This window comes from Microvirga antarctica (genome assembly GCF_017921815.1).
Classification (GTDB): domain Bacteria; phylum Pseudomonadota; class Alphaproteobacteria; order Rhizobiales; family Beijerinckiaceae; genus Microvirga; species Microvirga antarctica.
This window is the reverse complement of record NZ_JAGEMM010000004.1, coordinates 35997-61134: the sequence shown is the minus strand read 5'-3', so window position 1 is coordinate 61134 and position 25138 is coordinate 35997. Positions and strand designations below refer to the sequence as shown.

General features: G+C 62.6%; 21 protein-coding genes and 1 pseudogene. 11 read left to right on the top strand and 11 right to left on the bottom strand.

All coding sequences use genetic code 11. The features are described 5' to 3' along the window. Positions 1-19: 19 nt before the first annotated feature. From J4G32_RS13565 to J4G32_RS13555, 3 genes are read left to right on the top strand one after another with little or no spacing between them, the layout of a single operon-like run. The gene (locus J4G32_RS13565; protein WP_210495251.1) at positions 20-1000 is read left to right on the top strand and encodes a succinylglutamate desuccinylase/aspartoacylase family protein; all 981 of its coding nucleotides are present in this window, start codon (positions 20-22) and stop codon (positions 998-1000) included. Positions 1001-1008: 8 nt separating this feature from the next. Continuing rightward, on the top strand, positions 1009-1992 hold the full coding sequence (locus J4G32_RS13560; protein WP_210495250.1) for a succinylglutamate desuccinylase/aspartoacylase family protein: 984 nt from the start codon (positions 1009-1011) through the stop codon (positions 1990-1992). 2 nt (positions 1993-1994) lie between these two features. Further along, entirely contained in the window at positions 1995-2993 is a 999-nt protein-coding gene (locus tag J4G32_RS13555; protein ID WP_210495249.1) for a M14 family metallopeptidase, read from the top strand. 58 nt (positions 2994-3051) lie between these two features. Here J4G32_RS13555 and J4G32_RS13550 read toward each other — a convergent pair whose 3' ends face one another. From J4G32_RS13550 to J4G32_RS13520, 7 genes are all read right to left on the bottom strand, one after another. Continuing rightward, positions 3052-4062 (bottom strand): ketopantoate reductase family protein, encoded by a 1011-nt coding sequence (locus J4G32_RS13550; RefSeq protein WP_210495246.1) that lies wholly within the window; start codon positions 4060-4062, stop codon positions 3052-3054. Next, the gene (locus J4G32_RS13545; RefSeq protein ID WP_210495244.1) at positions 4062-4853 is read right to left on the bottom strand and encodes an SDR family NAD(P)-dependent oxidoreductase; all 792 of its coding nucleotides are present in this window, start codon (positions 4851-4853) and stop codon (positions 4062-4064) included. Before J4G32_RS13545 ends, J4G32_RS13550 begins: the two co-directional genes overlap by 1 nt. Before the next feature lie 30 nt (positions 4854-4883). After that, positions 4884-6629 (bottom strand): M28 family peptidase, encoded by a 1746-nt coding sequence (locus J4G32_RS13540; protein ID WP_210495241.1) that lies wholly within the window; start codon positions 6627-6629, stop codon positions 4884-4886. Continuing rightward, complete coding sequence (locus J4G32_RS13535) at positions 6626-7459, bottom strand: ABC transporter permease (RefSeq protein ID WP_210495239.1); 834 nt, start codon at positions 7457-7459, stop codon at positions 6626-6628. Before J4G32_RS13535 ends, J4G32_RS13540 begins: the two co-directional genes overlap by 4 nt. A gap of 3 nt (positions 7460-7462) precedes the next feature. Further along, on the bottom strand, positions 7463-8386 hold the full coding sequence (locus J4G32_RS13530) for an ABC transporter permease (RefSeq protein WP_210495236.1): 924 nt from the start codon (positions 8384-8386) through the stop codon (positions 7463-7465). Further along, positions 8379-9455 carry an ABC transporter ATP-binding protein gene (locus tag J4G32_RS13525; protein ID WP_210495233.1) on the bottom strand — a complete coding sequence of 359 codons (1077 nt, stop codon included), beginning with the start codon at positions 9453-9455 and terminating at the stop codon, positions 8379-8381. The genes J4G32_RS13530 and J4G32_RS13525 overlap by 8 nt, the downstream gene beginning before the upstream one ends. Before the next feature lie 72 nt (positions 9456-9527). After that, positions 9528-10580 carry an ABC transporter substrate-binding protein gene (locus J4G32_RS13520; RefSeq protein ID WP_210495230.1) on the bottom strand — a complete coding sequence of 351 codons (1053 nt, stop codon included), beginning with the start codon at positions 10578-10580 and terminating at the stop codon, positions 9528-9530. 198 nt (positions 10581-10778) lie between these two features. Between J4G32_RS13520 and J4G32_RS13515 the strand changes: the two genes are divergently transcribed. Both J4G32_RS13515 and J4G32_RS13510 read left to right on the top strand, forming a co-directional pair. After that, a complete protein-coding gene (locus J4G32_RS13515; RefSeq protein ID WP_210495225.1) occupies positions 10779-11306 on the top strand; it encodes an Lrp/AsnC family transcriptional regulator in 528 nt (175 codons plus the stop codon). A gap of 71 nt (positions 11307-11377) precedes the next feature. After that, complete coding sequence (locus tag J4G32_RS13510; protein ID WP_210495221.1) at positions 11378-12376, top strand: NADPH:quinone reductase; 999 nt, start codon at positions 11378-11380, stop codon at positions 12374-12376. Positions 12377-12401: 25 nt separating this feature from the next. Here the strand turns inward: J4G32_RS13510 and J4G32_RS13505 are convergent, their stop codons facing one another. Further along, positions 12402-13352: a polysaccharide deacetylase family protein gene (locus J4G32_RS13505; protein ID WP_210495216.1), complete on the bottom strand. Its 951-nt coding sequence runs from the start codon at positions 13350-13352 to the stop codon at positions 12402-12404. Positions 13353-13462: 110 nt separating this feature from the next. Here J4G32_RS13505 and J4G32_RS13500 point away from each other — a divergent pair, with 110 nt between their 5' ends. Further along, the gene (locus J4G32_RS13500) at positions 13463-13951 is read left to right on the top strand and encodes a GlcG/HbpS family heme-binding protein (protein ID WP_210495213.1); all 489 of its coding nucleotides are present in this window, start codon (positions 13463-13465) and stop codon (positions 13949-13951) included. Between the two features lie 14 nt (positions 13952-13965). Further along, positions 13966-14907 carry an alpha/beta hydrolase gene (locus tag J4G32_RS13495; RefSeq protein WP_210495207.1) on the top strand — a complete coding sequence of 314 codons (942 nt, stop codon included), beginning with the start codon at positions 13966-13968 and terminating at the stop codon, positions 14905-14907. 38 nt (positions 14908-14945) lie between these two features. Here the strand turns inward: J4G32_RS13495 and J4G32_RS13490 are convergent, their stop codons facing one another. The 3 genes from J4G32_RS13490 to J4G32_RS13480 all read right to left on the bottom strand — a co-directional run bounded on the left by J4G32_RS13490 (position 14946) and on the right by J4G32_RS13480 (position 20939). Then, complete coding sequence (locus tag J4G32_RS13490; protein ID WP_210496096.1) at positions 14946-18095, bottom strand: efflux RND transporter permease subunit; 3150 nt, start codon at positions 18093-18095, stop codon at positions 14946-14948. Then, positions 18092-19234: an efflux RND transporter periplasmic adaptor subunit gene (locus tag J4G32_RS13485; protein ID WP_210495203.1), complete on the bottom strand. Its 1143-nt coding sequence runs from the start codon at positions 19232-19234 to the stop codon at positions 18092-18094. The genes J4G32_RS13490 and J4G32_RS13485 overlap by 4 nt, the downstream gene beginning before the upstream one ends. Before the next feature lie 337 nt (positions 19235-19571). Then, entirely contained in the window at positions 19572-20939 is a 1368-nt protein-coding gene (locus J4G32_RS13480; RefSeq protein ID WP_210495199.1) for an NAD(P)/FAD-dependent oxidoreductase, read from the bottom strand. Between the two features lie 335 nt (positions 20940-21274). Here J4G32_RS13480 and J4G32_RS13475 point away from each other — a divergent pair. From J4G32_RS13475 to J4G32_RS13460, 4 genes and pseudogenes are all read left to right on the top strand, one after another. Next, positions 21275-21643, top strand: a pseudogene (locus J4G32_RS13475) (cyclophilin-like fold protein); the annotation flags it as partial. 552 nt (positions 21644-22195) lie between these two features. Further along, on the top strand, positions 22196-22645 hold the full coding sequence (locus J4G32_RS13470) for a tripartite tricarboxylate transporter TctB family protein (RefSeq protein WP_210495194.1): 450 nt from the start codon (positions 22196-22198) through the stop codon (positions 22643-22645). 4 nt (positions 22646-22649) lie between these two features. Beyond that, positions 22650-24164 (top strand): tripartite tricarboxylate transporter permease, encoded by a 1515-nt coding sequence (locus J4G32_RS13465; RefSeq protein WP_210495193.1) that lies wholly within the window; start codon positions 22650-22652, stop codon positions 24162-24164. Next, complete coding sequence (locus J4G32_RS13460; RefSeq protein ID WP_210495189.1) at positions 24161-25135, top strand: Bug family tripartite tricarboxylate transporter substrate binding protein; 975 nt, start codon at positions 24161-24163, stop codon at positions 25133-25135. Before J4G32_RS13465 ends, J4G32_RS13460 begins: the two co-directional genes overlap by 4 nt. Positions 25136-25138: the final 3 nt, after the last annotated feature.

Genomic DNA, 25138 nt, shown 5'->3' with positions numbered 1-25138 from the left:
TACGCTGAAGGGAGTGAACATGCAGACAATAGAGGTCGGATCAGCCAAAGCTGACGGGCCGGGACGCTTCGAGGGAACCCTCAAGGTCGGCGTGATGCCGGACGGCGCTCCTGTGGAAATCCCCGTGATCATCATCCGGGGCAAGGAACCGGGACCGGTCCTCTGGATGCACGCCTGCGTTCACGGGGACGAGTATTGCGGAACGTTCAACATCCACGCCTTCCTGCGTACACTTGATCCCGACGAGGTTCATGGCGCGGTGATCGCGCTTCCCATCCTGAACCTGACGGCGTTTCGCGCCTACCAGCGCATGAGCCCTTTCGAGGGCTTCAACAACGGCGACATGAACAGATGTTTCCCAGGCCGCGCCAACGGCGGATTCACCGAACAGGCGGCGTTCGCGGTTTACTCGGCGCTCAAAACCTATGCGACCCATCTCGTGGATTTCCACACGGCCTTCACACCCAACACCCGGTGGGCGCTCTATGCCGACGCGGGCGGAGAGGTGAGCAAGGTGGGTCGCCGGATGGCTAAGGCATTCGGCTATGAGAATACGCTTCCGACTCCTGCCGGAACATTGGTCGGCTCGGCCATGATGACGGTCGCGGCGGAGGGAATCCCCGCCTATATCGCGGAAGCCGGAGGAACCGGCACTTCGTTCACGCCCGAGACGGTCAAGGATGTGGCCGAGCGCCTGCGGAACCTGGCGCGCGCCATCGGCGTCCTGAAGGGCGAGGTCACGGATTACGGTCCCTTGACCCTGTTCTCGAACTTTCACTGGGCCAACGCACCGCGTGGCGGAATCTTCAAGCCCTCGGTCTCATGCGGTCAGACGATTGCCGAAGGCGATGTCGTCGGCACCTACTTCGATAATTTCGGCGATGAGGACGGCGTTGCTCTGTCTCCGGCCTCCGGCGTGGTGCTGGCCCACCATCCAGGCCCCATCATCCCGCAGGGCGACGTTCTGATCCATATCGGCTTAAACCCTCAACGCGCGTGAGGACTGTCATGTCAAAAGAAATCATTGTCGGAACCGCTCACTCCAAGGGAGCGGGCGTTACCAAGGGCGTCCTGAAGATCGCGGATGCGCCGGACGGCTCGCCGCTCAATGCGCCCGTCGTCATCGTCCAGGGAGAACAGGATGGACCGGTCGTGTGGATGCATGGCTGCGTCCACGGGAACGAGTATTGCGGCACCTATATCATCCATGACTTCGTGCGCAGTCTCGATCCCGCGACCCTGAAAGGCACGGTCGTTGCCCTCCCCATCCTCAACGTTTCGGCCTTTCAGACCAAGCGTCGGATGAGCCCTTATGAGGGCTATAACGGGGGCGATCTCAACCGCCAGTTTCCGGGCGATCAGGGCGGAACGATCACGCAGCAGATGGCCTATGCGCTGTACGAGCCGTTGAAGAAGTACGCGGATGTCCTGATCGACTTTCATACGGCGCTCACGCCCGATGTCCGCTGGGCCCTCTTTCCCCAGGTCGACGGAAAGGCTGGCGAAATGTCCGAAAAGGTGGCCCGCGCCTTCGGCTACCGCGACACGCTCCCAGCTCCCGATTCCATCCTTGCCGGGTCGGCGATGATGACGGCCGCGAAGGCAGGCATCGCCAGCTTCATCGTCGAGTGCGGCGGAAAGATCCGCGCCTTCACGGACGAATCCGTGGCCGATGCGGTCGACCGGCTGCACAATGTTCTCAGGGTCCTGGGAATGGAGGAAGGAGCCGTGAAAGACTATGGCACCATGAACTTCTTCTCAAACTTCGAGTGGGTCACGGCAACGGACGGCGGGTTGTTCGAGCGGCGCGTCCTGTGCGGCGACACGGTCGAGGAAGGAACGGTCATCGGGCAGTATTACGACATGTTCGGCAATGCTCGGGCGGAGGCGAAGAGTCCGGCGGCTGGAATCGTTCTGGCCATCCATCCCGGTCCCGTGATGGCAACCGGCGAGACGCTGATCCATATCGGCCTCAACCCGCGGGCGGCCTGACCATGGACAGCGGACGTTGGCAGAGTCTGACTGTCGGTTCCGCCGTGCTCCAACCCGGCCGGATGACAATCGGCGCATTGCCACTGGCCCATCAGATTGATGGGCCAGTGGCGGCGCCGGTCATGATCGCCGCCGGTGCCCGTCCCGGACCGATCCTGTGGGTGCAGGCCGCCATCCATGGCGGCGAGGTGGGTGGCACACTGGGTCTCACACGCTGTCTGCACGCGCTTGATCTCGAGAGCATGTCTGGCGCCATCGTCGGGGTGCTTGCCGCCAACCCTCTCGCGTTTCGCGCCCAGACGCGCAACACGCCACAAGACGGCGAGAATATGAACCGGCTCTTTCCGGGCACGCTCGACGGGTCGATCACCCGTCAGATGGCATTCCGGCTGATGGAAGCGGCCCATGCCACGGCGGACATCGTGGTCGACCTGCACTCGGGCGGCGCCGAGGCCGTCGTGCCGTTCTACAGCATCTTCTGGGACGACGGTTCGGATGCCTCCCTGGCATCGGGCCGCTATGCCAGGGCTGCCGCGACGGACGTGGTGTGGGCAGCCCGCGATTCCTGGTTGTCATGCGCCATGTTCACCCGCTTGACCGCATTGGGAGTACCAAGTCTGATCGTTGAGTGCGGCGGCGGCGGGGAAACACCGGACGCGGATATCGATCGGTTTGCGCAGGCGGTCCGGGGCGTTGCGCACGCCGCTGGCATCCTCGCCGATGGTGCGCCCGCACCCTCACAGTATCGCACCATCGGCACCTGTGATCTCGCCTTCACGCGCGCCGGTGGGTTTTTCATGCCGTCCGTAGGAGCCGGTGACCTCATCGAGGACGGCGGCGTGGTCGGGCGGGTTGTCGACGTGTTCGGGCGCGAGGTGGAGGTCATTACCTCTCCCAAACGCGCGTTTGTCGCTGCCATCGGGAAGCGGTTTTACCCGGTCGATACCGGCGCCATGGTGGCCGAACTGAATGATGACCATGGCTGGAGCGACGGCCGGTAGCGGCGGCCGGCGCCCCTTGGCTCTGCTTGCTCCAACCCGGTGCTGTCCCAGCGGATGACTAGGCCAGCGATTGAAGGTTCGCCCAGCTCTGGCTGCGGGCGCCTTCTTCGATCTCCTTGATGATCTGGCGCAACGTCTTGAGATTCGGCACATCCTGGCCGATCTGGTCCGCCAGCCGGATGATCTCTCCGACCTGCCAATCGACCTCGGTCGGCCGCTTGTGGATCGCCAGGTCCCGCCAGACTCCCGTATGCGTGTTGTCGTGGCTACGCCAATAGGTGTCCTGCGCCTTCCAGGAGGCCTCGACCGCCTCGTCGTCAACGGCACCCGTCATGCGGAACGCCTTGGGATCGAAGCCGTCGCAATTCTCGATTCCCACCTTCAGCGCATCGGCCACCGCAACGGCCTCGCCGGCGAACCGGCCGAGAACGGTTCGGCAGCGCGCATCGGCGTAGATGTCTAACACAGGCGCATCGACAGTGGCGGTTCCGAAATAGACGGCGCCGAGCGCCATCTTGGCCCACAGGTAGCCGAAAATGTTCGACGTCGTCTGAACCGGCTGCTGATGGGAGAGGGCTTGCTGCAGATCCTCGAGCCTCGGTGTGATGCTGCCGTCGAGTTCGCCGACCTTGAAGCTCCCCGGGCCGCCGTAGACAATGTGTCCCGGCTCCTTGTAGAAGCCGCCGAATGTCAGGTAGGCGCCGATGGTGCGAGGGTTTCCGACGATTTCGGCAATCTTGTATTCCTCAAGGCCGTTCTGCAGGGACACCACATATCCGTCATCGGCCAGAAGGTGAGAGAGCGGCGAGAGCGCGGCATTAGTGTCCCGCGATTTCACGGCCAGCAGAAGGTGCGACACCAGACCGTTAAACTCGCCCGGCGCGAAAACCTCGGGATGGACGACGATGTCGCGATGGCCCGATATCTTGAGGCCGTCGGCGCGGATCGCGGCGCGATGGTCGGCATTGGATTCGATGAAGATGACCGCATGGCCCGCCTTGATCAGATGGGCGCCCACAATGCCGCCGATCGCTCCAGCGCCGACGATCGCGAACGAACGAGCGTCCATCAGCGAAGGCCCTGTGTCGTCGGCATGTAGGTGCGTCCGCAATGGGTTCCGCCCGTGACTTCGAGGATGGCGCCCGTGGTCCAGGCGGAGCGCTCCGACGCCAGGAAAGCGACAGCCTCGGCGATATCGTTGGCGTGGCCTGTGCGGCCCATCGGTGTGCCACGAAGCGTCATGTTGACATAGGGGTGGAGCGCGTCGCTCTCCTCTGTCACCACATTGTCCATGATCAGCCCCGGGGCCACCGCGTTGACACGGATGCCGTGCGGTCCGAGCTCGATGGCGAGTGTCTCGGTCAGCAGGTTGACGGCAGCCTTCGAGCCCGCATAGCCCGCGCCCCCCGCCCGGGCCGACCGTGAGGCACCGGACGAAATATTGACGATCGAGCCTTTGACGCCGTTGGTGATCCAGCGCCGCGCCAACGCCTGTGCGGGAAGCATGGAGCCGCGCACGTTGACGGCGAAAATGCGATCCCAGACATCGGGATCGACGTCGAGGACGGGAACATTCGGGAAGATCCCGTGGGCATTGACGAGGATGTCGGGAAGCCCGACGGCCTGCGTCGCTTCCTCGACCATACGGGCGACATCGGCGGCTTGCGACACGTCGCCGGTGACGGCAATCACCCGGCCATTGGTCTTGCCGGATATCTCCCGCGCGGCCTCCTCGGCGCGCGCGGGATCGAGATCGGCGAGGACAACCGCAGCGCCTTCGCGGGCAAATGTCGTAACGATGGCGCGGCCAAGTCGGCCGGCTCCGCCGGTGACGAAGGCAACCTTATCAGTGAGCAACATGGGATGATCCTTTCTCTCAGGGAGCGACGCTTATGCTCGCAGGTCCCGCAAGCCGTCTTCGAAGGCCGTGATGGCGCTGGACAGGGCGACCGCGATGCGGTTCCGCGCCCGCATCATTCCCACCGTGAGGAACTTCGCGTCATCTGACGAAGGGTCGAGTTCGCCGAATGATTTGGCGGCCTCGAGACTCGGATAGGGGCTCTGGGCAAGCGCCGGATCCTGCTCGAAGCGATCGCCCATGGTGTAATCGACTGGCACGATCGCGCGCGAGACAGTCTTCAGAACCCGGTTGATACCCTCGGCGCGATCGCTCGATGCTGCAGATGCTTCGGCATCGAAGTCACGGGCGAGATCACCCAGGCGTGCTGCTCTCTCTGCCAAGACCGAAAGGTCGAACCGATCCCCGACGCTCTTTTGCATCGTGGCGATCTCGTTGGAGAGATAGCGGGCGTGCTCGGCATAGTCGAGCGGCAGGACCGGGTCGGTCAGCAGCCGCCAGACGGCGTGCATGTAGATCTTGGTGTCGCGCACGAGGATGGATTCCTCGATCTTGTCGAGTGTGTCGGCAGGGTTGTGCCACCACCAGCCGGTGCCGCGGCCGAGCCTGTTGCCGGCGCCGAAAACCGCCGCGGACGCGTTCGCCTGGCCAGAGGCAGGCTGCTCGCTCATGTTCTGGAAAATGCCCGGCACACCGATGCCCCAGAATGACTGATCGCCGGCGCGACTGAGGCGACGGTTGGAGAACGTCTGATCGCTGTAGGCGGCGATCGCCTCGCTGGCGAGGCCGCGCAGTTCCGCCGCCGCCGTTGTGTCGGCCACAATGACATTGCCCTTGCCGCCGGTTGAATCGACGTTCACATGCACCAGCGCGCGACGGGAAAGCTCTTCCCAGTGCTCGTCCGCATACCAGGACGAGCTCGAGTAGCGCCCCTGCGAGTGACCGGACCAGAACACCACGCGCAGCCCCCGCCGCCATTCCGAGCGGTGGGCCGCCGCGATGCGCGCCACTTCCATCATCGTGGCGTTGGCGCCGCCATTGTCCATCACGCCGAAATACCAGGTGTCATGGTGTCCGGTGTAGAAGATGAACGGTTCCTCCCCGTCGCCTTCGAGGCTGGGAAGATCGGCAACCAGGATCGGCGTCTTGCGCCAGCCGGTATCGACCTCCGCTTGGAGCGTGACTTCCACATGCGGCGTCGCAGCCAACGCCGCCCGCACTGCTTGTCCCTCGTCCAGCGGGATCGTCAGGATCACGGTCGAGGGCAGTCTGTCGCGCGTCTCGTGAGTCGGGCTGCCCCAGACCGAAGAGACGCACATCTCGTGGAGGTGCTCATGGGGCGAGATGTGGAGCTGGCCCGCCGCCCCCGCCTGGGACGCGCGCAGGGACACGGCCGGATTGGCGATACCATCCACCAGCACGATCTTGCCCTTCACATCGGTCTGGGCAAAGGCCGAGGCCGAGCCGTCACCCACATCTACGATGGCCGACGTGAGGCCGCCAGCCGGCGACGACCGTGAAAACGAGTGGCTGATCGACCGCATATCCCTCCCGGCAAACGTCACAGAGGCCTTACCCGGAATGCTGATCAGCGCATCGTGCTGGACGATCTCCGTCGCGAAGCCGTACGCGCGCATCTGCTCTTCGCAATAACGCAGGCTCTCCAGCTCCTCGGGTGTCCCGGCATATTTCGTGTAGCGATCGAAAACGGCCATGTGGCGCATCATCAATCCGCCATCGATGGCGTCGATGACCGTCTGCAGATGTTTTTTGGTCACGGCGTGTCGTCCTTCTGGGGTCGCATATCAAGGGGCAGTTGGCGGTTGCGCAACACGAGCGCCAGGCCGGCCACGATGCTGACGGCGAAGAGGATCAGCACCGATGACAGAGCGGCAATCGTGGGATCCTGCCACTTCTGCAGATAGAGAAACATTTCGATGGGGAGCGTATTGCTGTCGGTCCGCACCAGGAAGAGCGTGGTCTCGACCTGATCGAACGACGTGACGAAGGCGAATACCGCCGCCACCACCATGGATACGGAAATCTCCGGGAGGACGACGCGGATGAAGGTCTGCAGCGGACGCGCGCCCAGATCCATGGCGGCTTCCTGCAGCGTCCAGTCGAAATTATAGAGCGCAGCGGAGACAAGCGAGATCACGAACGGCAGGACGATCAGCATGTGGGTCAGCAGAAGGCTCGAATAGCTTCCGAACATCTTGATGCGGACGAAGAACATGAAGAGCGCCACGCCGAGCACGATTTTAGGGATCACGATGGGCGCCAGCAGGAACGCCTTGAGGAGGCTTGGCATCGGGAGTGGATAGCGCACCAACGCGTAGGCGGCCATCGTGCCGATCACGAGTGCTCCCGCGGTCGCAAGCCCGGCGAGGACAAGGCTCCGCCATGCCGCTCCATAGAACGCCGCCTGTCCGGCGAGGTTCTCATACCAGCGAGTCGAGAAGCCCTCTGGCGGAAAGACGTTGTAGGCGACGCTCGAGAACGAATTGACGATCACCACGGCGAGGGGCGCAATGATGAAGACGACGCCCAAAGCGGTGAACAGCCAAAGCAGCATGTATCGCAGCGGCGGCAGAGAGGAGAGGGTCATGGCTCAAGCCTCGCTGTATTTGAGCAGGCGGTTGAACAGCGCAACCGAAACAAACGCCATGAGCAGAAGCGTCAACCCGCCGACGGCGGCCACGGGCCAGTTGATGTCGGTCGTGGCATGGTAGACCTGCAGCGGCAGGACCTGCACACGCCCGCCGCCCAGCATTGCGGGTGTCACGAAAGCCCCGAGTGCCAGCGTAAAGGCGATCTGCGTGGCCGCCACCAGGCCGGGCAGAGTCAGCGGGAGCGTGACTCGCCGGAACGTGAACCACCACCCGGCGCCCAGATCCATAGCGGCCTCCCGCAACGCTGGGTCGAGCCGCGTCATCGATGCGTAGATCGGGAAAACGATGAAGGGTAGGAACACATGGCTGAGGCTGATCACGACGCCGGTGAGGTTGAACACAAGCGTCAACGGCGCACTGATCAGACCGAGCTTGAGCAGCATCCAATTGAGGGGCCCCTGATCGGCCAGGAGCACGGTCCATCCGTAACTGCGGACGACGACGCTGACGATAATCGGCGAGAAGATGATCAGCGACAGCCAACGCTTCATCCAGGGGCGTTCGAGGCGCCAGAGCGCATAGGCGAGCGGGTAGCCGATGATGACGGCCACGATCGTCACCAGGGCCGACATCCACAGCGTGTCCAGGATGATCGTTCGGTAATAGCCGTCAAACAGGAAGCGGCGGTAGGTCTCGAGAGAGAATTCCTCCACAAGACGGCCACGGCGGTAGGTGAAAAAGCTGTACTGGAAAAAGGTCAGCAGGGGCAGGATGAACGTATAGCCCATCAGCAGCAGCGTTGGGAGCAGCAGAAGAAACGGGATGCTTCTGCGTCGCCAGGCCCCCCGCTGGCGCGCCGGAAGTGACGCGTCCGGAGCAATCGCGAGCTTCAGACTGGAGGCTGGATGAGCGGTTTCAGGCATCTGGGAAAAGCCTTGTTGCGCTCGGTTCCCATCCCAGGTCGACCGTCGTGCCGGGCGCGATCGGCTGGCTCAGTCCATCGTGGGCGGCCTCGACGGTAATTTCAGCCTGGTTGGCCTCCAGCGTCATGAGATAGTGGACCGCCGAGCCGGCAAAAATCGCGTCGCGCACGAGGCCTCGCGTCATGACCGGCAGGCCCCGCGCGGCCTCCCCGATCCGAATGCGCTCGTAGCGGATCGCGATGAGAGCTTTCCTGGTCGCCGGAGGCTCCGACACGTCGGTGACGAAGCTGAGGCTGCCCATATGAACCCGGGCCTGTGTGCCCGAGATACCATCAACTTCGACAGGAAGGATATTTGCATTGCCGATGAAGTTCGCAACGAATCGAGTCATCGGCCGATCGTAGATATCCTGCGGCGAGCCGAGTTGCTCGATCCGACCATTGTTCATGACCGCGATCTGGTCGGACATCGTCAGCGCCTCGCCCTGATCATGCGTGACGTAGATGAAGGTCGTGCCGACCTCGCGCTGAATCCGCTTCAGCTCGAGTTGCATCTGCACACGCAGCTTGAGGTCGAGGGCGCCCAAGGGCTCGTCGAGAAGCAGAACCTTTGGGCGCTTCACCAGCGCACGCGCCAGCGCCACGCGTTGCATCTGGCCGCCCGAGAGCTGCTTTGGCTTGCGCGCCGCAAAACTGGTCAACCCGACGAGTTCGAGCGCCTCGCCCACCCGCGTCTTGAGCTCCGCCGGTGCGACGCGGTCCACGGTGAGGCCGAACGCGACGTTGTCGTAGACGGTCATATGAGGGAACAGCGCCCAGCGCTGAAATACCATGTTGGTGGGGCGCCGATAGGGCGCGACGTTGGACATGTCCTCACCGGCGATGAGAATTTCCCCAACGTCGGGAAACTCGAAGCCGCTGGTCATACGAAGGGTCGTCGACTTGCCGCAGCCGGATGGACCGAGCAGTGAGAAGAAGCTACCGCGCGGGACGACGAACGACACGTCGCTGACCGCCAGGTAACTTCCGAAGCGTTTGGTAACGCTTCTGAATTCGACATCCGGATGCAAGGTTCACCTCGTTGATCGATTGACAGATCACCCGCGGATCGCAATCCGCGGGTGTGCCTGGTTTGGAAAGTATCAGCGCAGCTTCGTCTTGACCTCGCGGTCCCATCGCTCACGCCAATCGGCCGCCACTTCGCCGATGTGATTGTAGTCGAGCGCAATGGCGTTCTTGGCGAGTTCCATGTTGAGCATGGGGTTCTTCTTCTGCTCTTCGTCCAGCGTCGCGTTGGAGACGAGCGGGACCGAAAAGGTCAGCTTGCTGTAGCGGCCCGCATTGTCGGGTTCCATCAATGTGTTGATGAGATCTTCGCAGACCGCCTTCTGGGCAGGCGTGACGCCATCGACCATGGCGAGAAACATCGGGAACGCGATGGCGCCTTCCTTCGGGATGGCAAAGCCCAGCGGCGAGCCTTCTGAAAGCCAGACATAGCTCAGGCCGGAGAACCACGGCGCGATATGGGCATCGCCGGAGACGAGAAGATTTTTCACCGCATCGTTGGAATCCACAAGGGCGCGGAAGTTCTTGGCGTTCTTCGCCCACACCTCGAAGCCGGGATCGGGCTTGTTCTCGTCGCCGCCATTCAGGCGCGCGGCGATCGCCAGCATGCGGGTATCGTAGTCGAACATGGTCACGCGACCGCGATATTTCGGGTCCCACATGTCAGCCCAGGTGGTCGGCGGCTCCTTCACCTGATCCTTGTTGTAGAGAATTCCGATGCCGGACATCTGATAGCCGACACCGCGGTTCTCCGGCCGCTTGTATTCCGGAATGACGTTCTTCAGATTGGTGACGCGCTTCTCGTCGAACGGGGCCCAAAGGCCAGCGACATCGCCCTTGGTCACGGAGTCGATGTTGAAGAAGCCGCAATGCACAAGCGGATCGTCCGGGGTGGTGCGGCGTGCCGCAACCATCTTCGGGAACGTGATCGCATTGTTCGATTCGAGGATATTGATGGTGACGTTCGGGTTCTTGGCTTTGTATTTTTCGATGACCTCGAGGGGCACGATGCCCTGGTTCGATCCCGCCCAGATGAAGAACGTGATCTTGACCGGATCGGCCGCCTGAGCGGTAGCGATGGATGCGCCAGCCAACAACGACGCGGCAGCGAGCAGCTGGGTGACTCTCATGATTCAATCTCCGTTCCTGTGGACCACCGAGGACAATTCCGCATTGACACAGAATTACGCCCTGCGTAGTTAATTGCTACTGAAATTACGCATTGCGAAAAACTACGCGGATTATTCTCGCTAGGTCAACAGTCTTGGCATAGCGTGATGCATGAACTGGATGCCAAGTGCCAAAAAGCTGGGCAGAGGAGAGCATGAGTGCCTGAGAGTCTCGACGACCTGGATCGACGGATCGTGTCCGCGCTTGCGCGCGACGGACGCCGCCCCTACCGAGACATCGCGCGGGAACTCGGCGTCTCGGAGGGAACCGTCCGCTCGCGCATGACGCGCCTGCAGGACGAGGGGCTCATCCGCGTAACGGCAGTGGGAAGTCCCCTGGCGCTGGGGGTTGGCGTGGTGGCGCTCATCCTCGTGCGGATCCGTCCCGGCCATGTCCAGGACGCCGCCAAAAGGCTGACGGCCTTTCCCAACATTCGCTTTGTGGGAACCTCGTTCGGTTCGGCCGACATCACCATTCAGTCCCTGCATCGCGACGTGAAGGATCTGCACCGCTTTGTGAGCGAGACCTTGCCCTCGGCCATTCCCGAGATCACAAGCACCGAAACTTTCCAGCTGGCAGAAGTGCTGAAAAGCACGTGGACCTGGGGCGACTGGTTCGAGTACGTGGACAACCCCGCCGAGGAGGCCCACGCATCGGACCGCGAGACATCAATCAGCGAGACCTGAATCGCGCCTGCAGAGGGCGCCCACGACAAGAATTTCGCGGATGCGCGTCCGCAAGTGTGGGGAAAAACACCATGAGAGCCGCCTCCTACGATCGCGTCGGCGCCGCCCAAGACGTGCTCGCAATCAGCACTGTGGCAACGCCCCACGCCCAGCCGGGCCAGCTGCTCGTTCGCATCCACGCATCGGGCGTTAACCCGTCCGATGTGAAACGCCGCGCGGGCTGGCGGAGCAACGGCCCTCTCCTGCGCCCCATCATCCCTCACAGCGATGGGGCCGGAATCGTCGAGGCCGTGGGTGACGGGGTCTCGCCGGCGTGGATCGGCCGACGGGTCTGGGTCTGGAGCATCCCCGGCAAGACCTTCACGCTTGATGCTTTCGAGTGGGGCACTGCGTGCGAGTCCCTGACGGTGCCCGTGGAGAATGCGGTGCCGCTGCCGGACGAGGCCTCCTTCGACGTCGGCGCGTGCCTCGGGATTCCCGCCTGCACCGCCCATTACGCGATTTTCGCCGACGGGTCAGTGGCCGGACTGACCATCCTTGTCCAGGGCGGCGGTGGCGCGGTTGGCGAATGTGCGATTCAGTTTGCCAAACAAGCCGGTGCGACGATTATCGCGACAGCGGGATCGAGCGAAACGGCCAAGATCGCCCGAAAGGCGGGTGCGGATCACGTGCTCGATCGCCGTGACATGCGCCTGGCGCAACTCATCACGGACCTTGCCCCGGAGGGTGTCGACCGCATCATCGAACTCGATTTCGCCGCCAATGCCGGTCTCGACGCGGCGGTCATCAGGCGGGACGGCATCATTGCCAGCTATTCATCCCCCAGCGATCCCGAACCACGCATCCCCTACTACGCGCTTCAACTCAAAGGTGCCCAGATCCGGCTCATCTCCAGCTACATCCTGCCCGAAGCAGCGCGCCATGCCGCCATTGCGGAGATCACCGCGATGCTCAGGCGCAGCACCCTGCGGCCCACCATCATGGAGCCTTTCGCCCTGGAGAACATTGCGGCAGCCCACCACGCACTGGAGACGCGCGCAGGGGTCGGGCAGGTGGTTGTTCGCCTCTGACTCGCCGGATCGGATTGACGACCGCCTATTGAACGCCCGTCGCCTTGATGATGGCCTCGGGATCGGTCAACCACACCAGATCCTGCTGTTGCAGCGTCGTCAGAACTCGACGCAAGGCTGCAGCGCCGGACGGCGTGCCCACCACAAAGGGATGAATGCCGATGGCGACCACCGTCGCGTCACGGGCCGGATCGGCCCTCGCCTCGCGGACGAGTTCGCTGACGTAGTCGGTCCACAACCGTTCAAGATCGCTGGCTTCCTTGAAGCGCGACAGATACTGGCCCATGTCGACCACAGTCGGCGGATAGGGCACCAGCCAAAGCGGATGCGGTTCAGACCCGAGGCGCGACAGGACGTCCGAATCCATCCCGTCGAGTGAATACACGATGCCTTCGGAGGCGGTCGCCGCGTAGGTGTCCGCGTTCGGATAAACGCTCGGACTCGACCACCCTGTGCTGCGAACACCGGTGCTTTTCTCGATCATGTCGATTGTCTGGCGGATGTAGGCGCGTTGCGCCTCGGGTCCCTTTGACAAGGGCAGCAGATCGGTCGTGTTGTTGAGTCCGTGAGCCACGATAGGTGCGCTCGGCACAAGGCCGCGCAATTCCCGCCAGGCGACCGGCTGCTGTTCTGGAAACTGTGCGTTCAGCGCCAGGCTGAGCGGCACCTTCATTTCGCCAAAGAGGCGCCCTACACGCGGCAATCCCCAGTTGATGGCGTATTGACGGAAGGCCTCGTCCACGAGATCGGGTTTGCGATCTGTCATGTCGGGGCGGAAATTCGGTCCCTGACCGCGACCCCAAACCTCGACATAAAGCACAAATGCGACCGCGACTTTCTTTCCGCCCGGCCACGCCTTCACCTTGATGTCCTGCCGCGGCAATCCGGTGGTCCAGTCATTCGATGTTTGACCGGCGGCGGGTGCTGCGACTGTGAGCAACGCGGCCAGACATGATAACAAACTCAAGACGCGCATGCGTGACTTCCTGTTGGGGGCATTCTCCGGAACGTCTCGTCGCGCATGCAGTCGTTGACACGCGATGCCGCACCGTGATTCTACTATAGGCATAGCGAAGGAAAAGAGTCATGGCTTTGAGTCGGGGTGTTTGTGCCGCCATCCTTGTCGGCACGCTGACGACGCCTGCGGGCGCTCAACTCATCGCCCATAAGGATCTGGCGCTCGACACTGCCCTTGTCATCGCCACGACGGCCGCGAGCCATTGCAAGGCGCAGGGCTACACTGTCTCCGTGGCCGTGGTGGGCCGCGAGGCGCAGATTCTCGTGCACCTTCGGGGTGATCGCTCTCCGCCCCATTCCATTGAAAACAGTTTTCGCCGCGCCTACACGGCGCTCACTTATCGGCAGCCTTCTGTCAATATTGAGAGACGGGTCAGGGCTGATCCCGGTGACGAACTTGTCCTCCTGAACCATATCATGCCAGCGCAAGGCGGCCTTCCCGTCATCGTGGACGGCGACACCATCGGAGCCGTCGCCGTGTCGGGTTCGCCCGGCGGCGAGAAGGATGAGGCCTGTGCGCAGGCCGGCCTCGACCGTGCGGCAGATCTTCTCAAGTGATTCGCGGGGCATTCATGCATCGTCGGCAGTTCATGATGGGCACCGTTGCGCTCGGTGCCACGTTCGGTTCCTCTGTCGTCACAGCAGCGAGGGCGCAGGAGGCTTCACGCTTCCTGGATTATACGCAGCAGCAGCTGGACGAAGCTTATGATCAGGCGTTCTGGACGCCGACGCTCAACGCTCTTCAACTGGACGACCGCCGGGCGAGCGCAGAAGTTCGACAGAGGATGCCCCCTCGGACAGAGCGCTATGGGACGGCCGATGTTGAAGTCGTCGATATCTTCACGCCGCCCAACCCGCAAGGCACGCCGGTTCTCGTCTATATCCATGGTGGCGCCTGGCTGTTCAATTCACGGCTGGATGCCTCCTTTCCCGCGCCCACGGTCGTGGGGCGGGGCGCAGCGTTTCTCGCGCCGGATTTCAACAACGTGACGCAGGTTCGCCTCCCCGAGATGATCGAGCAGTGCCGCAAGGCCGTTGGCTGGGCCGTGCGCAATGCGGAAAGTTTCGGCGGCGACCCCAAGCGCGTCTACCTCGCCGGCCATTCCTCAGGTGCGCATCTGGCAAGTTGCGTGCTGATTACCGATTGGGAGATGCGCGGGCTTCCGGCCGACACCCTCAAGGGTGCGTTGTTGATGAGCGGCATGTACGAGCTTTACCCGGCCATGCTCTCGTCACGCGGGAAGTATGTGCAGATCAGCGCAGATGAGCTGGCTGCGGCAAGCGCCATGCGTCACCTCGACCGGATTTCCTGCCCGGTCGCCGTCTCATGGGCGGTTTCAGACAGTCCCGAGTTTCGGCGCCAGTCCAGCACGTTCGCGGATGCGCTGGAAGGAATGGGCCGCCTCGCGAGCCGCACCCCGCTCTTCACGGCAAACCACTTTACCGAGCCCCGCCAGCTCGATACGCCGGATAGCCAGCTCAGCCGCGTTCTGTTCTCTGTCATGGGAATCTGACGCGGCTTCGCTTCGGATCCGCGACGACAGCACGGTTGTCAGATTCCACCCTGAGACACCGCTCTGCGTTGCGCGCTAAAGCGGGACTCCAGGCGCTGCAATACGACAAACAACGACGGGACGACAACGACCGTCAGGAGCGTCGAGCCTATCATCCCGGTCAACGTCGCAAAGCCGATCGACCGCTGGGCATTCGCGCCGGCACCACTGGCGAGGACCAGGGGCAGCAAGCCAAGGATGAAGGCAAACGACGTCATCACGATCGGTCGCAGACGCAGTCGCGCCGCCTCCACCGCGGCCTCCACCACCGGCACGCCGTCCTTCAAATGAAGGTCGCGGGCAAAGCCCACGATCAGGATCGCGTTCTTGGCCGACAATGCGATCAGCAGAATGAGCCCGATCTGCGTGTAGAGATTGCTGGAAAGGCCCAGCGCCAGCATCGCCCCCGCCGTGCCAAGAAGCGCAAGCGGCACCGACAGGATGATGCCGATTGGCGCGATCCAGCTGCCGTATTGTCCGGCGAGAACGAGATAGACCAGCAACAGGCTCAGGCCGTAGACCATCAGCACCTGCCCGCCGACCTCTTTCTCCTGATAAGACAGCGCGCTCCATTCATAGCCCGTTCCGGACGGCAGCGTCTGCGCGGCAATCTCCTCGAGGACAGCCAGCCCTTGACCAGAGCTGACATCGCGGTTGGGAACGCCGATCAGCGTCGCGGCGGGGTAGAGATTGTGGAAGCTGATCAGCGACGGCCCGATGCCCGTGCGAATATCGGCGATGGCGCCGAGGGGCACCATCTCGCCGGTCTTGCTCCGGATCTTCAGGCTCTGCAGAGCATCAGGCCCCATCCGCGCCTGCGCCTCGGCCTGGGCATAGACCTGGAAGACACGACCCGATTTGCTGAATTGTCCGATATAGGCCGAGCCCACATAGGCACCCAGCGTATCGCTCGCCGTGCCGAACGACACGCCAAGGGTTTCGGCCTTGGTGCGATCGATCACGACCTCGACCTGCGGTGCGCGAGCGCTGAAGGTATTGCGCACGACCTGAAACAGGTTCTGGTCCCGCGCCCGCTGGGCGATCGCATCCGCGAGACGCTGAAGCTTTTCGTAATCGAAGGTGCCGTCGCGCAGTTCGACCTTCATGGTGAACCCTGACGCATTGCCGATGCCCTGGATCGGCGGCGGCGGGAGCACCAGCGCAACACCGTCATCAAGACCCGCGAGCGCCTTCGACAATGCCGCATAGAGACCCCGAAGGTCCTCGCCGGCGCGGCGCGCCTTCCAGTCGGTCAGCATGATATAGGCCACGCCGGCATTGGCCAGGCTGGCATTGTCGTTCATGGCAGAAAGCCCCGCGATGGCGATCACCTTGTCGACCCCCGGCACCGCCCGGGCCCGTTCGGTGATGGTCTCGAGCGTGCGTGTCGTGCGATCAAGCGAGGCGCCGTCCGGCAATTGCACGGAGGCGAGGAAATAGCCCTGATCCTCGACCGGGAGGAAGGAGGTCGGGATGCGGGTCAGCGCCGCGACAGACAATCCGACGAGCACCAGGGTAAGCGCGAAGACCGTCCCGCTGTACGTCACCAGTCGGCGGATGATGCGAGTGTAGCCCCTTTCGCAGGCAACATAACCCCTCTCGAAAAGCCGGAAGACAAGCGCGCGCTCCCGCACGGGCTTGGGAGGCCGCAGCCAGAGCGCGCACTGGGCGGGCTTCAACGTCACGGCATTGATGGCGCTGATGAGTGCGGTGGCGGCGATCACAAGGGCGAATTGCTGATAGATCTGACCGCTCAAGCCAGGCAGGAATGCGGCCGGCAAAAAGACCGCCATCAGCACAAGCGTGATGCCGATGATCGGACCCATCAGTTCATCCATCGCCGCGATGGTGGCATCGTGCGCGTTGAGGCCGCGCTCCATGTGCTTGACCGCGCCTTCCACCACCACAATGGCATCGTCCACGACGATGCCGATGGCGAGCACCACAGCCAGCAACGTCGAGATGTTTACAGTGAAGCCGAACGCCGCCATGGCCGCAAAGGCGCCGATGATTGTCACCGGGACCGTAGTGGCTGGCACCAACATCGCGCGCCAGTCCTGCAGGAAGATCAGGATAACCAGCAGGACGAGCGCCGCAGCCTCGAACAGGGTGTGGTAGACGGCGTCCATGGAGGCTTTGACGAAGCGCGTCGTGTCGAACGGCACGCTCCACTGCATGCCTTGCGGAAAGCGCTCGGCGAGAGTCGCCATCTTGGCCTCGACGCGTTTGGCAACATCAAGCGCATTGGCCTCCGGCAGCTGGAAGACCGCAAGGCCAGCCGCAGGTTGCCCGTCGAGCCGGAAGTCCTGGCTGTAGGCCTGCGCGCCAAGCTCGATCCGCGCCACGTCCTTCAAGCGCGTAATCCTGCCGCCCTCTGCGCCATCGGCCTTGACGATAATGGCCTCGAACGCCGCAACGTCGTCGAGCCGGCCAGGGGCCACGAGGGTATATTGAAAGGCCTGCGGAGTTGAGGTCGGCGATGTGCCGAGCTGGCCGGAGGCGACGGAGCGGTTCTGCAGATTCACCGCATTGATGACGTCCGCCGGAAGAAGCCCGCGTGCCTGCAGCTTGTCGGGGTCGAGCCAGATGCGCATCGCGTATTGACCGGCGCCGAAGACGTTGACGCTGCCGACGCCGTCAATACGCGAGATCTCGTCAAGCAGGCTCAATGTGGCGTAGTTCGACAGGAACAGATTGTCGTGGCGCTTTTCGCTCGAAGTCAGGGCGACGATCTCCAGGATCGCGGTCGAGCGCTTGCTGGTCTGCACGCCCTGGACCTGCACCACCGACGGCAGGAGAGGCAGCGCGGCGGCCACGCGGTTCTGCACCAGGATCTGCGCCATGTCGGCGTCGGTGCCAATCCGAAAGGTGACGGTCAGGGTGTAGAGCCCGTCGCTGCTGCTCGTGGACGACATGTAGATCATGCCCTCGACGCCATTGACCTTCTGCTCGATGGGCAGCGCGACCTCACGCGCCATCACGGCAGCACTGGCGCCCGGATAACGGGTGGTGACCTGCACGGTCGGGGGCACGACGTCCGGATATTGCGAGACTGGCAGCCGGAGAAGCGCGACCAGACCCAGCAGAATGGTGAGAACGGCGATGACATTGGCCAGAACCGGTCGCTCGATGAAGAACTTGGCCATCAGCGCGTCACAGCCCCCGTCTCGGCGACGGGCCGGACCTTGGCGCCCGCAATGGCGGCCTGCAACTGGCCCACCACCACGCGATCGGACGCGGTGACACCCGACCGGATCACACGAAGGCCGCCGTCGGTCAGCTCGCCGATCTCGACCGGCCGCTCTTCGACCACATCCGCACCGTTGACCACAAGGAGATAACGCCCGGCCTGGTTTGCCCCCAGCGCGCTGTCGGGCACGAGCAGGGACGGGACGTCGCGTTGCAGCGGCAACCGCACGCGCACGAACATTCCCGGCAGGAGCACGCGATTGGGGTTGGGCACGACGGCGCGGACTGTGAGCGTGCCGCTGCTGGCGTCGAGCTCCGGCGCCACATAGTCCAGCCGACCCAGATGCGGATAGCCGGTCTCAGTGTCGAGGCCGATCTCCACCGGGATCGTGCCCAGGTCGGCCAGGGTCAGATTGCGTTGGAGCATGGCGGCGCGAATGCGCAGGACCACTTGCTCGTCGAGGGAGAATTTCACCTGGATCGGGTCGGCCTGAACGATGCTGGCGAGCCGTGTCGGACCGCCGACTCCAACCAGCGCGCCCACATCGACGAGACGCGCCGAGACGATGCCATCAAACGGTGCTTTGACCTCCGTGTAGGCCAGATTCAAGCGCGCTTGCGACACCTGCGCCTCCGTCTGCTCGCGGCCGGCGGCAGCCGAATCACGCTTGCTGAGAGCGTTCTCGAGCGCCGCTTCGGAGGCGGCCTGTCGGCTGGCGAGCTGCTTCTGGCGCGCAAGGTCGGATTCAGACTGGACGAGGAGGGCCCGCTGCTGCGCCTCGGCAGCCTCGGCGAGCTGCAGGCTGAGCTTGTAGTTGTCCTGCTCAATGACGAACAGGATATCGCCCTGCTTGACCGCATCACCATCCTTGTAGCGGATATCCGTCAGCGTGCCCGGCACACGGGCCACCAGATCGACCCGCTTGGCCGCGTTTGTTTGACCTGTCAGGTCGAGAGACCTGGTCATGGCGCGCGCGACGGGCTGTGCAACGCGAACCTCTGCGGGCGGCGGCGGCCGATAGGCCTGCTCGCTGTCGCAACCCGGAAGGAGAGCAGCCAAGCCGAGCATTGCGGGCCAGGCCAATACCCTGTTGGTCATCTCTTGCCTTCCTGAGCCGTTCCCGCCAGGCCATGCCTGCTTGTTGACGATCCCATGATGGGACCGGCCGTGATCAAGCGGCAAATCCGGGTCCTTCGCCAGCCTTTTCGCCGATCATGCTTTATGCGGGAGTGCAGGGCGTGGCATGACAGACGGCATTCGGTGGGTGATGGCGGGAGGTCCCGATCCCCTTACTAACCTGAGCGAGGCGCGTTCCGGCAGCGCCACGATACCTGCCTCTTCATGCAGCCAAGGCTGCGCAACATCATGTTCCGATCCAGGTCTCCATCACCGGCACGCTCTGCCCTCCCGCACCTCGGAGGCTTCGGACAGATTGTCAGAGCTGACCGCCGTCTCCCCAATTCTCAAGAAGGGTGGCATAGGCAGCGTCCTGATAACGGGACAGCAGGAACGCCTGCGCGTAGTCGGGCAAGGCGGACTCCGTGATGTAGCGGGCGATGAGTTCCCCGCCCGCACAGGATGCCATCACGCCGAACCCTGAGAAGGCGCACGAGATGTAAGCGCCTTCGACCGGGACGGGTCCGATGAGCGGCCGGTTCTCCTGCGTCCTCATGTAGTAGCCGCCATCAATGTGGGGCCGTGGGATCTCGCCATCGTAGACCTTGAGCCCGGGCACCATCGTCGACATGCCTCTCAGGGCAATCTCGGCGTAGTGCTCCGGCTCCGGCAGCGGAAAGATCGGATCGACCGGATCGCCGTGGTGATTGAAGAGCATGAACGTCGCCGATGCGCCATCCGGGCGCCCATGGACGCCCGCCGGGAACGGCCCGAGAAGCCATTGCGCCTCATCGTCGGCCGCGAGCGCCGCGCGCTCGTCGTCGGTCCAGGGCAGGTATTGCTGGTCGAGCCAGATCAGCATCGGCGCATTGCGCGGCATGCCGCCAAGCGAATCGGCAAAACTGACCTTGTAGTGGCGCTCGGCCCTGATCGGGAGATCGAGGCCGATCATGCGCGCCATGGCGCCCTGCATCGGTCCCGCGGCAAGCACCGCGTGGGTGGCGGGCAGCGTCTGACGCTCGCCGCCCTGATCGACAAGGACGGCGCGAACACGCCCGCCAGTCGTGTCGAAGCCGTCGACACGGCCTTTGACGATCTGCACGCCGTGCGCGCGGGCTTCTTCCAGCATCACCATCCCCAGTTGCTGGGCGCTGAGCCAGCCGGCCCGCCGGGCGTGCGCCAGGGCGATCGTCTCCGGCGCCAGATAGGGGAAATGCCGGCGGATTAGGAGCGGATCGGTGATGACGTCCGCGCCGGTCAACCCGCTGTCGAAGCCCCGTTCGGCGGAGGGCGCGTAGGTGCTGTCCGGCGAACCATGAAAGCGAGCAGGGCCGCCGCCATTCGCCTCAGCCATCTTTGCCATGGTCTCGAGAAAGGGAATCATGGCCGCATCCGCTGTCGCAAAGACGTAGCCGCGCCGATTGAGATTGATACGGTTGTCGGTCGCGTGGGCGATCCCCTCGATGAGATCGATGCTGCGATTCATGAAGGATGTCATGGCCCGGTCCGGGCCGGGCCACCAGTTTCGATAGGCCTCGGTGGATTTGTCCGACGTCACCGAAAGGGGGTGCCCCTCATCGACCAGCACCACATTGTCGAGTCCAGAGACTACCGCCAGGGAATAGGCCGCCGCGACGCCGGCGATCCCGGCGCCGCAGATGACAACTTGCGAGGATGAATGGGACATTGCCGCCTCATGGGTCGAGCCGCCCGTCGCGGCCCGTCGAAAGCCCCTATGATAGCAGAGCAGTCGCACCGGTGACTGCTGTTTATCTGGAGGGGGCGGGCCAGCAAGATGCGGCCGGAATCCGGTCGTGCAGCCTCGCGATCTCCAGCCACTGAGCCGCGGTGCGCCAATGGCGGTTTATTCCGGCATGGGCCATCCTGGCAGTGGCCCGCTCACTGCGCTTGATGCCACAAGACACCGAAACGCCGGGCAATCTCTCCGATGAAGGGGGCGTCAGCGGCGGCCTGCGGCTTCGGCAAGCAGGCGCCACGGTGATGAGGTAGCGGCGGAGTCGAGAGACATTGGAAATGAAAATAATATTTACCTTCGATCATAAGAGTTTGACGGCAACTCTGTACGACAATCCAGCGGCCCGCGATCTCCTCTCGCTTCTTCCGCTCGATGATCTTACGATCGATGACTACGGCCACAACGAAAAGATCGCCTACCTTCCACGCAAACTGACGGGAGAGGGAAGCGAACTATTCGACAACGAGGCGGCGGGCGACCTCTGTTATTTTGCGCCATGGGGCAACCTGGCGCTCTTCCACGCAGGTTATCGCTGGTCGAATGGCCTGATCCGTCTGGGCCGGCTCGAAGGCGAGTTTGAGACGCTGCTGAAGCAGGGGAAATTCCCACTAAGGATCGAGCCAAGCATGGCATGATGCTCGGACTGATCGCCATGACTGCGCTCGGATCCCGCTCCACCAGCGTCTGATTTGGAAGGTATGCGGTTTCCAGCGCAGTCCAATGTTCCGATCTGCTTATGCAACGATTAGACAGAGATAATCGTCTTTACATCGATTTCTCCAGTCGACTGGCAAATCGCGTAAGCACTGTCGACATATTCCGATAGCTACGCGTTGAGATCTGAACGTAATTTGCAAAGGTCACCGTTATTCCGGCGGTTGCGGTCACATGCAGTTATCTTGATTTGCTGCTGTTGTGGATTTTTTTGATTTCTAGTCTCCGCACAAGGCCCATCGATCAGAGGTCGTTCTCGCCTTATTCATCCTCCCCATTCCACCGATAAAACGCAGCGATGAACCGCGGCCAAAACAATCAAACTGGCGCCCCTTGACACTGCATGCAGCGCGTATACCGTCTGGATATCGACTCAACTGCATAAATTTTCACCATTCCTCGGGAGCTCATGATGCACGGGTGCGACGGCCATCGAGGATGCCTGCCAAACCGTCGTGCGTTGTGACCTGACGATGGCGAGAGGAAATATCGACGACATCCTCGGCGGACTGTTCTTTGCCCTTGTGGGCATTGTCGGCGCGATCCTGTCATCTCGCTACCAGATCGGCACGGCAGCAGAGATGGGACCGGGCTACATGCCTTTGGGTGTGTTCGGGATCCTCGCCTGCATCGGAACGGTCATCGCTGTCCAAGGAGCCACAGCTTCACGTGAGCCCCTCGAGGTCTTCCAGATACGGCCGGCCTTGCTCGTGATCCTCGGAACGACTGCATTTGCGCTCCTGCTACGGACAGGCGGTCTCTTCGCGGCCTCGCTCGTTCTCGTGATGATCGTCAGTTTTGCTGACGAGGACGCCCGCTTCCGGGAGAGTGCCATCGCGGGCACCATGCTGGCGATCTTTGCCACCCTGGTCTTTTCGGTAGGACTAGGCGTTCCATTGCCTATCTGGCCTTGGTCGGAGTGACGCCATGCCAGATGTCCTGACCCTATTCTTCGACGGATTGCTGATCGCCGGCACACCAACCAACCTCATGTTCTGTCTGGTGGGCGCGCTTCTCGGAACCCTCATCGGAGTGCTGCCCGGAATCGGTCCGCTGGCCACAATGGCGCTGCTGCTGCCGGTGACTTATTACCTCCCACCGCTTGCAGCCCTGATCATGCTGTCAGGTATCTATTATGGCGCTCTCTACGGTGGCTCCACGACGGCAATTCTCGTCAATCTGCCTGGCGAAACGTCTTCTGTAGTGACGATGATCGACGGGCATGCCATGGCGCGACGGGGACGCGCCGGTTCGGCGCTGGCGATCGCCGCGATCGGCTCCTTTTTCGCGGGTTGCGTCGGAACGATCCTTATCGCCTTGTTCTCTCCGGCATTGTCGAAGGTGGCGCTGCGATTCTCGGCGCCCGAATATTTCTCCATGATGGTGCTTGGACTGATAGCCTCTGTGGTCCTGGCACAAGGGCGCCTGCTCAAGGCGCTCGCTATGCTCCTGCTGGGCGTCGCCCTCGGCTTCGTCGGCACCGACGTGAACACGACTGAGCAACGCTTCACCTTTGGCCTGCCGGAACTGTTCGACGGGATTGAATTCGTTGCCGTCGCAATGGGGCTTTTCGGCATCGCAGACGTCATCGCGAATCTGGAGAAGCCGGAACGTCGCAACCAGACCACGGCAGTCATTGGATCCCTGATGCCGAGTCTCGCCGAGTTTCGCGCGTCCATCGGCGCTATCGTGCGCGGAACCGGCCTAGGCGCTGTGCTGGGTCTCTTGCCAGGTGGTGGCGCGATGCTGGCGTCTCTTGCATCATATGCGGTCGAGAAGCAGGTCGCACGCGATCCCTCGCGATTTGGACAGGGAGCCATCGAGGGCGTCGCCGGGCCGGAAGCCGCCAACAACGCTGCCGCACAACTCAGTTTCGTGCCGCTGCTGACTCTGGGCATCCCCGGCAACCCTGTTGTCGCTATGATGCTGGCCGCGATGGTCATTCACGGGATACAGCCTGGCCCGCAAGTGATGACACAGCGTCCGGAACTCTTCTGGGGCTTCGTCGCGAGTATGTGGTTTGGCAACCTGATGCTCCTCATTATCAATCTGCCCCTTGTCGGCATCTGGGTTCAATTGCTGCGTATCCCTTACAGGTTGCTGTTTCCGGCCATCTTGTTCTTCTGTTGTGTTGGAGCGTTCAGCCTCAACAACAGCGTCTTCGAAGTTGGGCTGGCAATTGCCTTCGGGGTCTTAGGTTTCGTGTTCATCAAGCTTAAGCTCGAAGCGGCGCCCCTCCTCCTCGGCTTCGTGCTCGGCCCCGCTTTGGAAGAGAATTTGCGTCGAGCATTGCTGATTTCCGGTGGGGACTGGACGGTCTTCCTCACGCGTCCATTGAGCGCCGTGTTCCTCCTCATCACGATTGTCATGTTTGCGGCAATGGCCATTCCGGCACTTGCCAAACGTCGAACGGAAACTTTTAGCCAAGGAGAAGCGTCATGAGAAAATCGGCCCTGACGACATTTGCTCTCGCAATCGCAGCTGTCACGATGTCCATCGTGCCCGCCGCAGCACAAAGCTATCCGACCAAACCCATCCGAATCATCGTTCCGTTCCCGGCCGGCGGCTCGGCTGATATTCAGACCCGCGCCTTCGCCGATGCGTTTGCAGTCGCGATGGGGCAGCCGGTCGTCGTCGACAATCGCGGTGGCGCTTCGGGCAACATCGGCACGGAGGCTGCAGCGCGCGCGGAGCCGGACGGTTATACGCTGCTGATCGGCGGCTCGAACGTCATCAACAACGGCCATCTCTACAAGACGGTACCCTACGATTGGAAGAAAGATCTCACCCCTCTGGGTTTGATGTTCTCGAATTCCAACGTTCTGATTGTGAACAAGGATGTGCCCGCCGCGAACGTCAAGGAGTTCGTTGAACTTCTGCGGGCTTCGCCCGGGAAATACAAATACGGCACCACCGGTGCGGGCGGCTCGACGCATCTGTCAACTGTTCTGTTCATGGACATGACAAAAACCGACATGCTGCACATTCCCTACAAGGGCGACAGCCAGGCGCAGACGGATCTTCTCTCTGGCGAAATTCAGACCATTTTCAACGGCATCTCGCCATCCATCGCCAACATCGACGCAAAAGAATGGAAAGCACTGGCGACCACCGGCGCGAAACGTTCTGCAAAACTGAACTCCGTCCCGACGCTCCAGGAGAGCGGGTTGGATGGCTACGTGGTGGTGAGTTGGCAGGGACTCTTCGGCCCCGCAGGAATGCCGGACGATGTCGTGGCAAAGATCAGGGCCGGCTTTGATGCCGTCTACAAGAACCCAGAGGCACTCAAGCGCTTCGAGCAGTTGGGAACCGAGCCTGCCCCGTCCACCCCGGCCGAGCACGCCGCGTTCATGGCGGCACAATCGGAGATTTGGACACCGATCTTCAGAAAACTGAATCTCACTCAGCAATAATAA

Coding starts and splice junctions, on each gene's coding strand:
- J4G32_RS13465 (WP_210495193.1), top strand. CDS start 22,650: ATGCCAGATGTCCTGACCCTATTCTTCGACGGATTGCTGATCGCCGGC.
- J4G32_RS13460 (WP_210495189.1), top strand. CDS start 24,161: ATGAGAAAATCGGCCCTGACGACATTTGCTCTCGCAATCGCAGCTGTC.
- J4G32_RS13495 (WP_210495207.1), top strand. CDS start 13,966: ATGCATCGTCGGCAGTTCATGATGGGCACCGTTGCGCTCGGTGCCACG.
- J4G32_RS13545 (WP_210495244.1), bottom strand. CDS start 4,853: ATGTTGCTCACTGATAAGGTTGCCTTCGTCACCGGCGGAGCCGGCCGA.
- J4G32_RS13550 (WP_210495246.1), bottom strand. CDS start 4,062: ATGGACGCTCGTTCGTTCGCGATCGTCGGCGCTGGAGCGATCGGCGGC.
- J4G32_RS13530 (WP_210495236.1), bottom strand. CDS start 8,386: ATGCCTGAAACCGCTCATCCAGCCTCCAGTCTGAAGCTCGCGATTGCT.
- J4G32_RS13505 (WP_210495216.1), bottom strand. CDS start 13,352: ATGCGCGTCTTGAGTTTGTTATCATGTCTGGCCGCGTTGCTCACAGTC.
- J4G32_RS13500 (WP_210495213.1), top strand. CDS start 13,463: ATGGCTTTGAGTCGGGGTGTTTGTGCCGCCATCCTTGTCGGCACGCTG.
- J4G32_RS13535 (WP_210495239.1), bottom strand. CDS start 7,459: ATGACCCTCTCCTCTCTGCCGCCGCTGCGATACATGCTGCTTTGGCTG.
- J4G32_RS13560 (WP_210495250.1), top strand. CDS start 1,009: ATGTCAAAAGAAATCATTGTCGGAACCGCTCACTCCAAGGGAGCGGGC.
- J4G32_RS13485 (WP_210495203.1), bottom strand. CDS start 19,234: ATGACCAACAGGGTATTGGCCTGGCCCGCAATGCTCGGCTTGGCTGCT.
- J4G32_RS13565 (WP_210495251.1), top strand. CDS start 20: ATGCAGACAATAGAGGTCGGATCAGCCAAAGCTGACGGGCCGGGACGC.
- J4G32_RS13510 (WP_210495221.1), top strand. CDS start 11,378: ATGAGAGCCGCCTCCTACGATCGCGTCGGCGCCGCCCAAGACGTGCTC.
- J4G32_RS13555 (WP_210495249.1), top strand. CDS start 1,995: ATGGACAGCGGACGTTGGCAGAGTCTGACTGTCGGTTCCGCCGTGCTC.
- J4G32_RS13520 (WP_210495230.1), bottom strand. CDS start 10,580: ATGAGAGTCACCCAGCTGCTCGCTGCCGCGTCGTTGTTGGCTGGCGCA.
- J4G32_RS13470 (WP_210495194.1), top strand. CDS start 22,196: ATGGCGAGAGGAAATATCGACGACATCCTCGGCGGACTGTTCTTTGCC.
- J4G32_RS13480 (WP_210495199.1), bottom strand. CDS start 20,939: ATGTCCCATTCATCCTCGCAAGTTGTCATCTGCGGCGCCGGGATCGCC.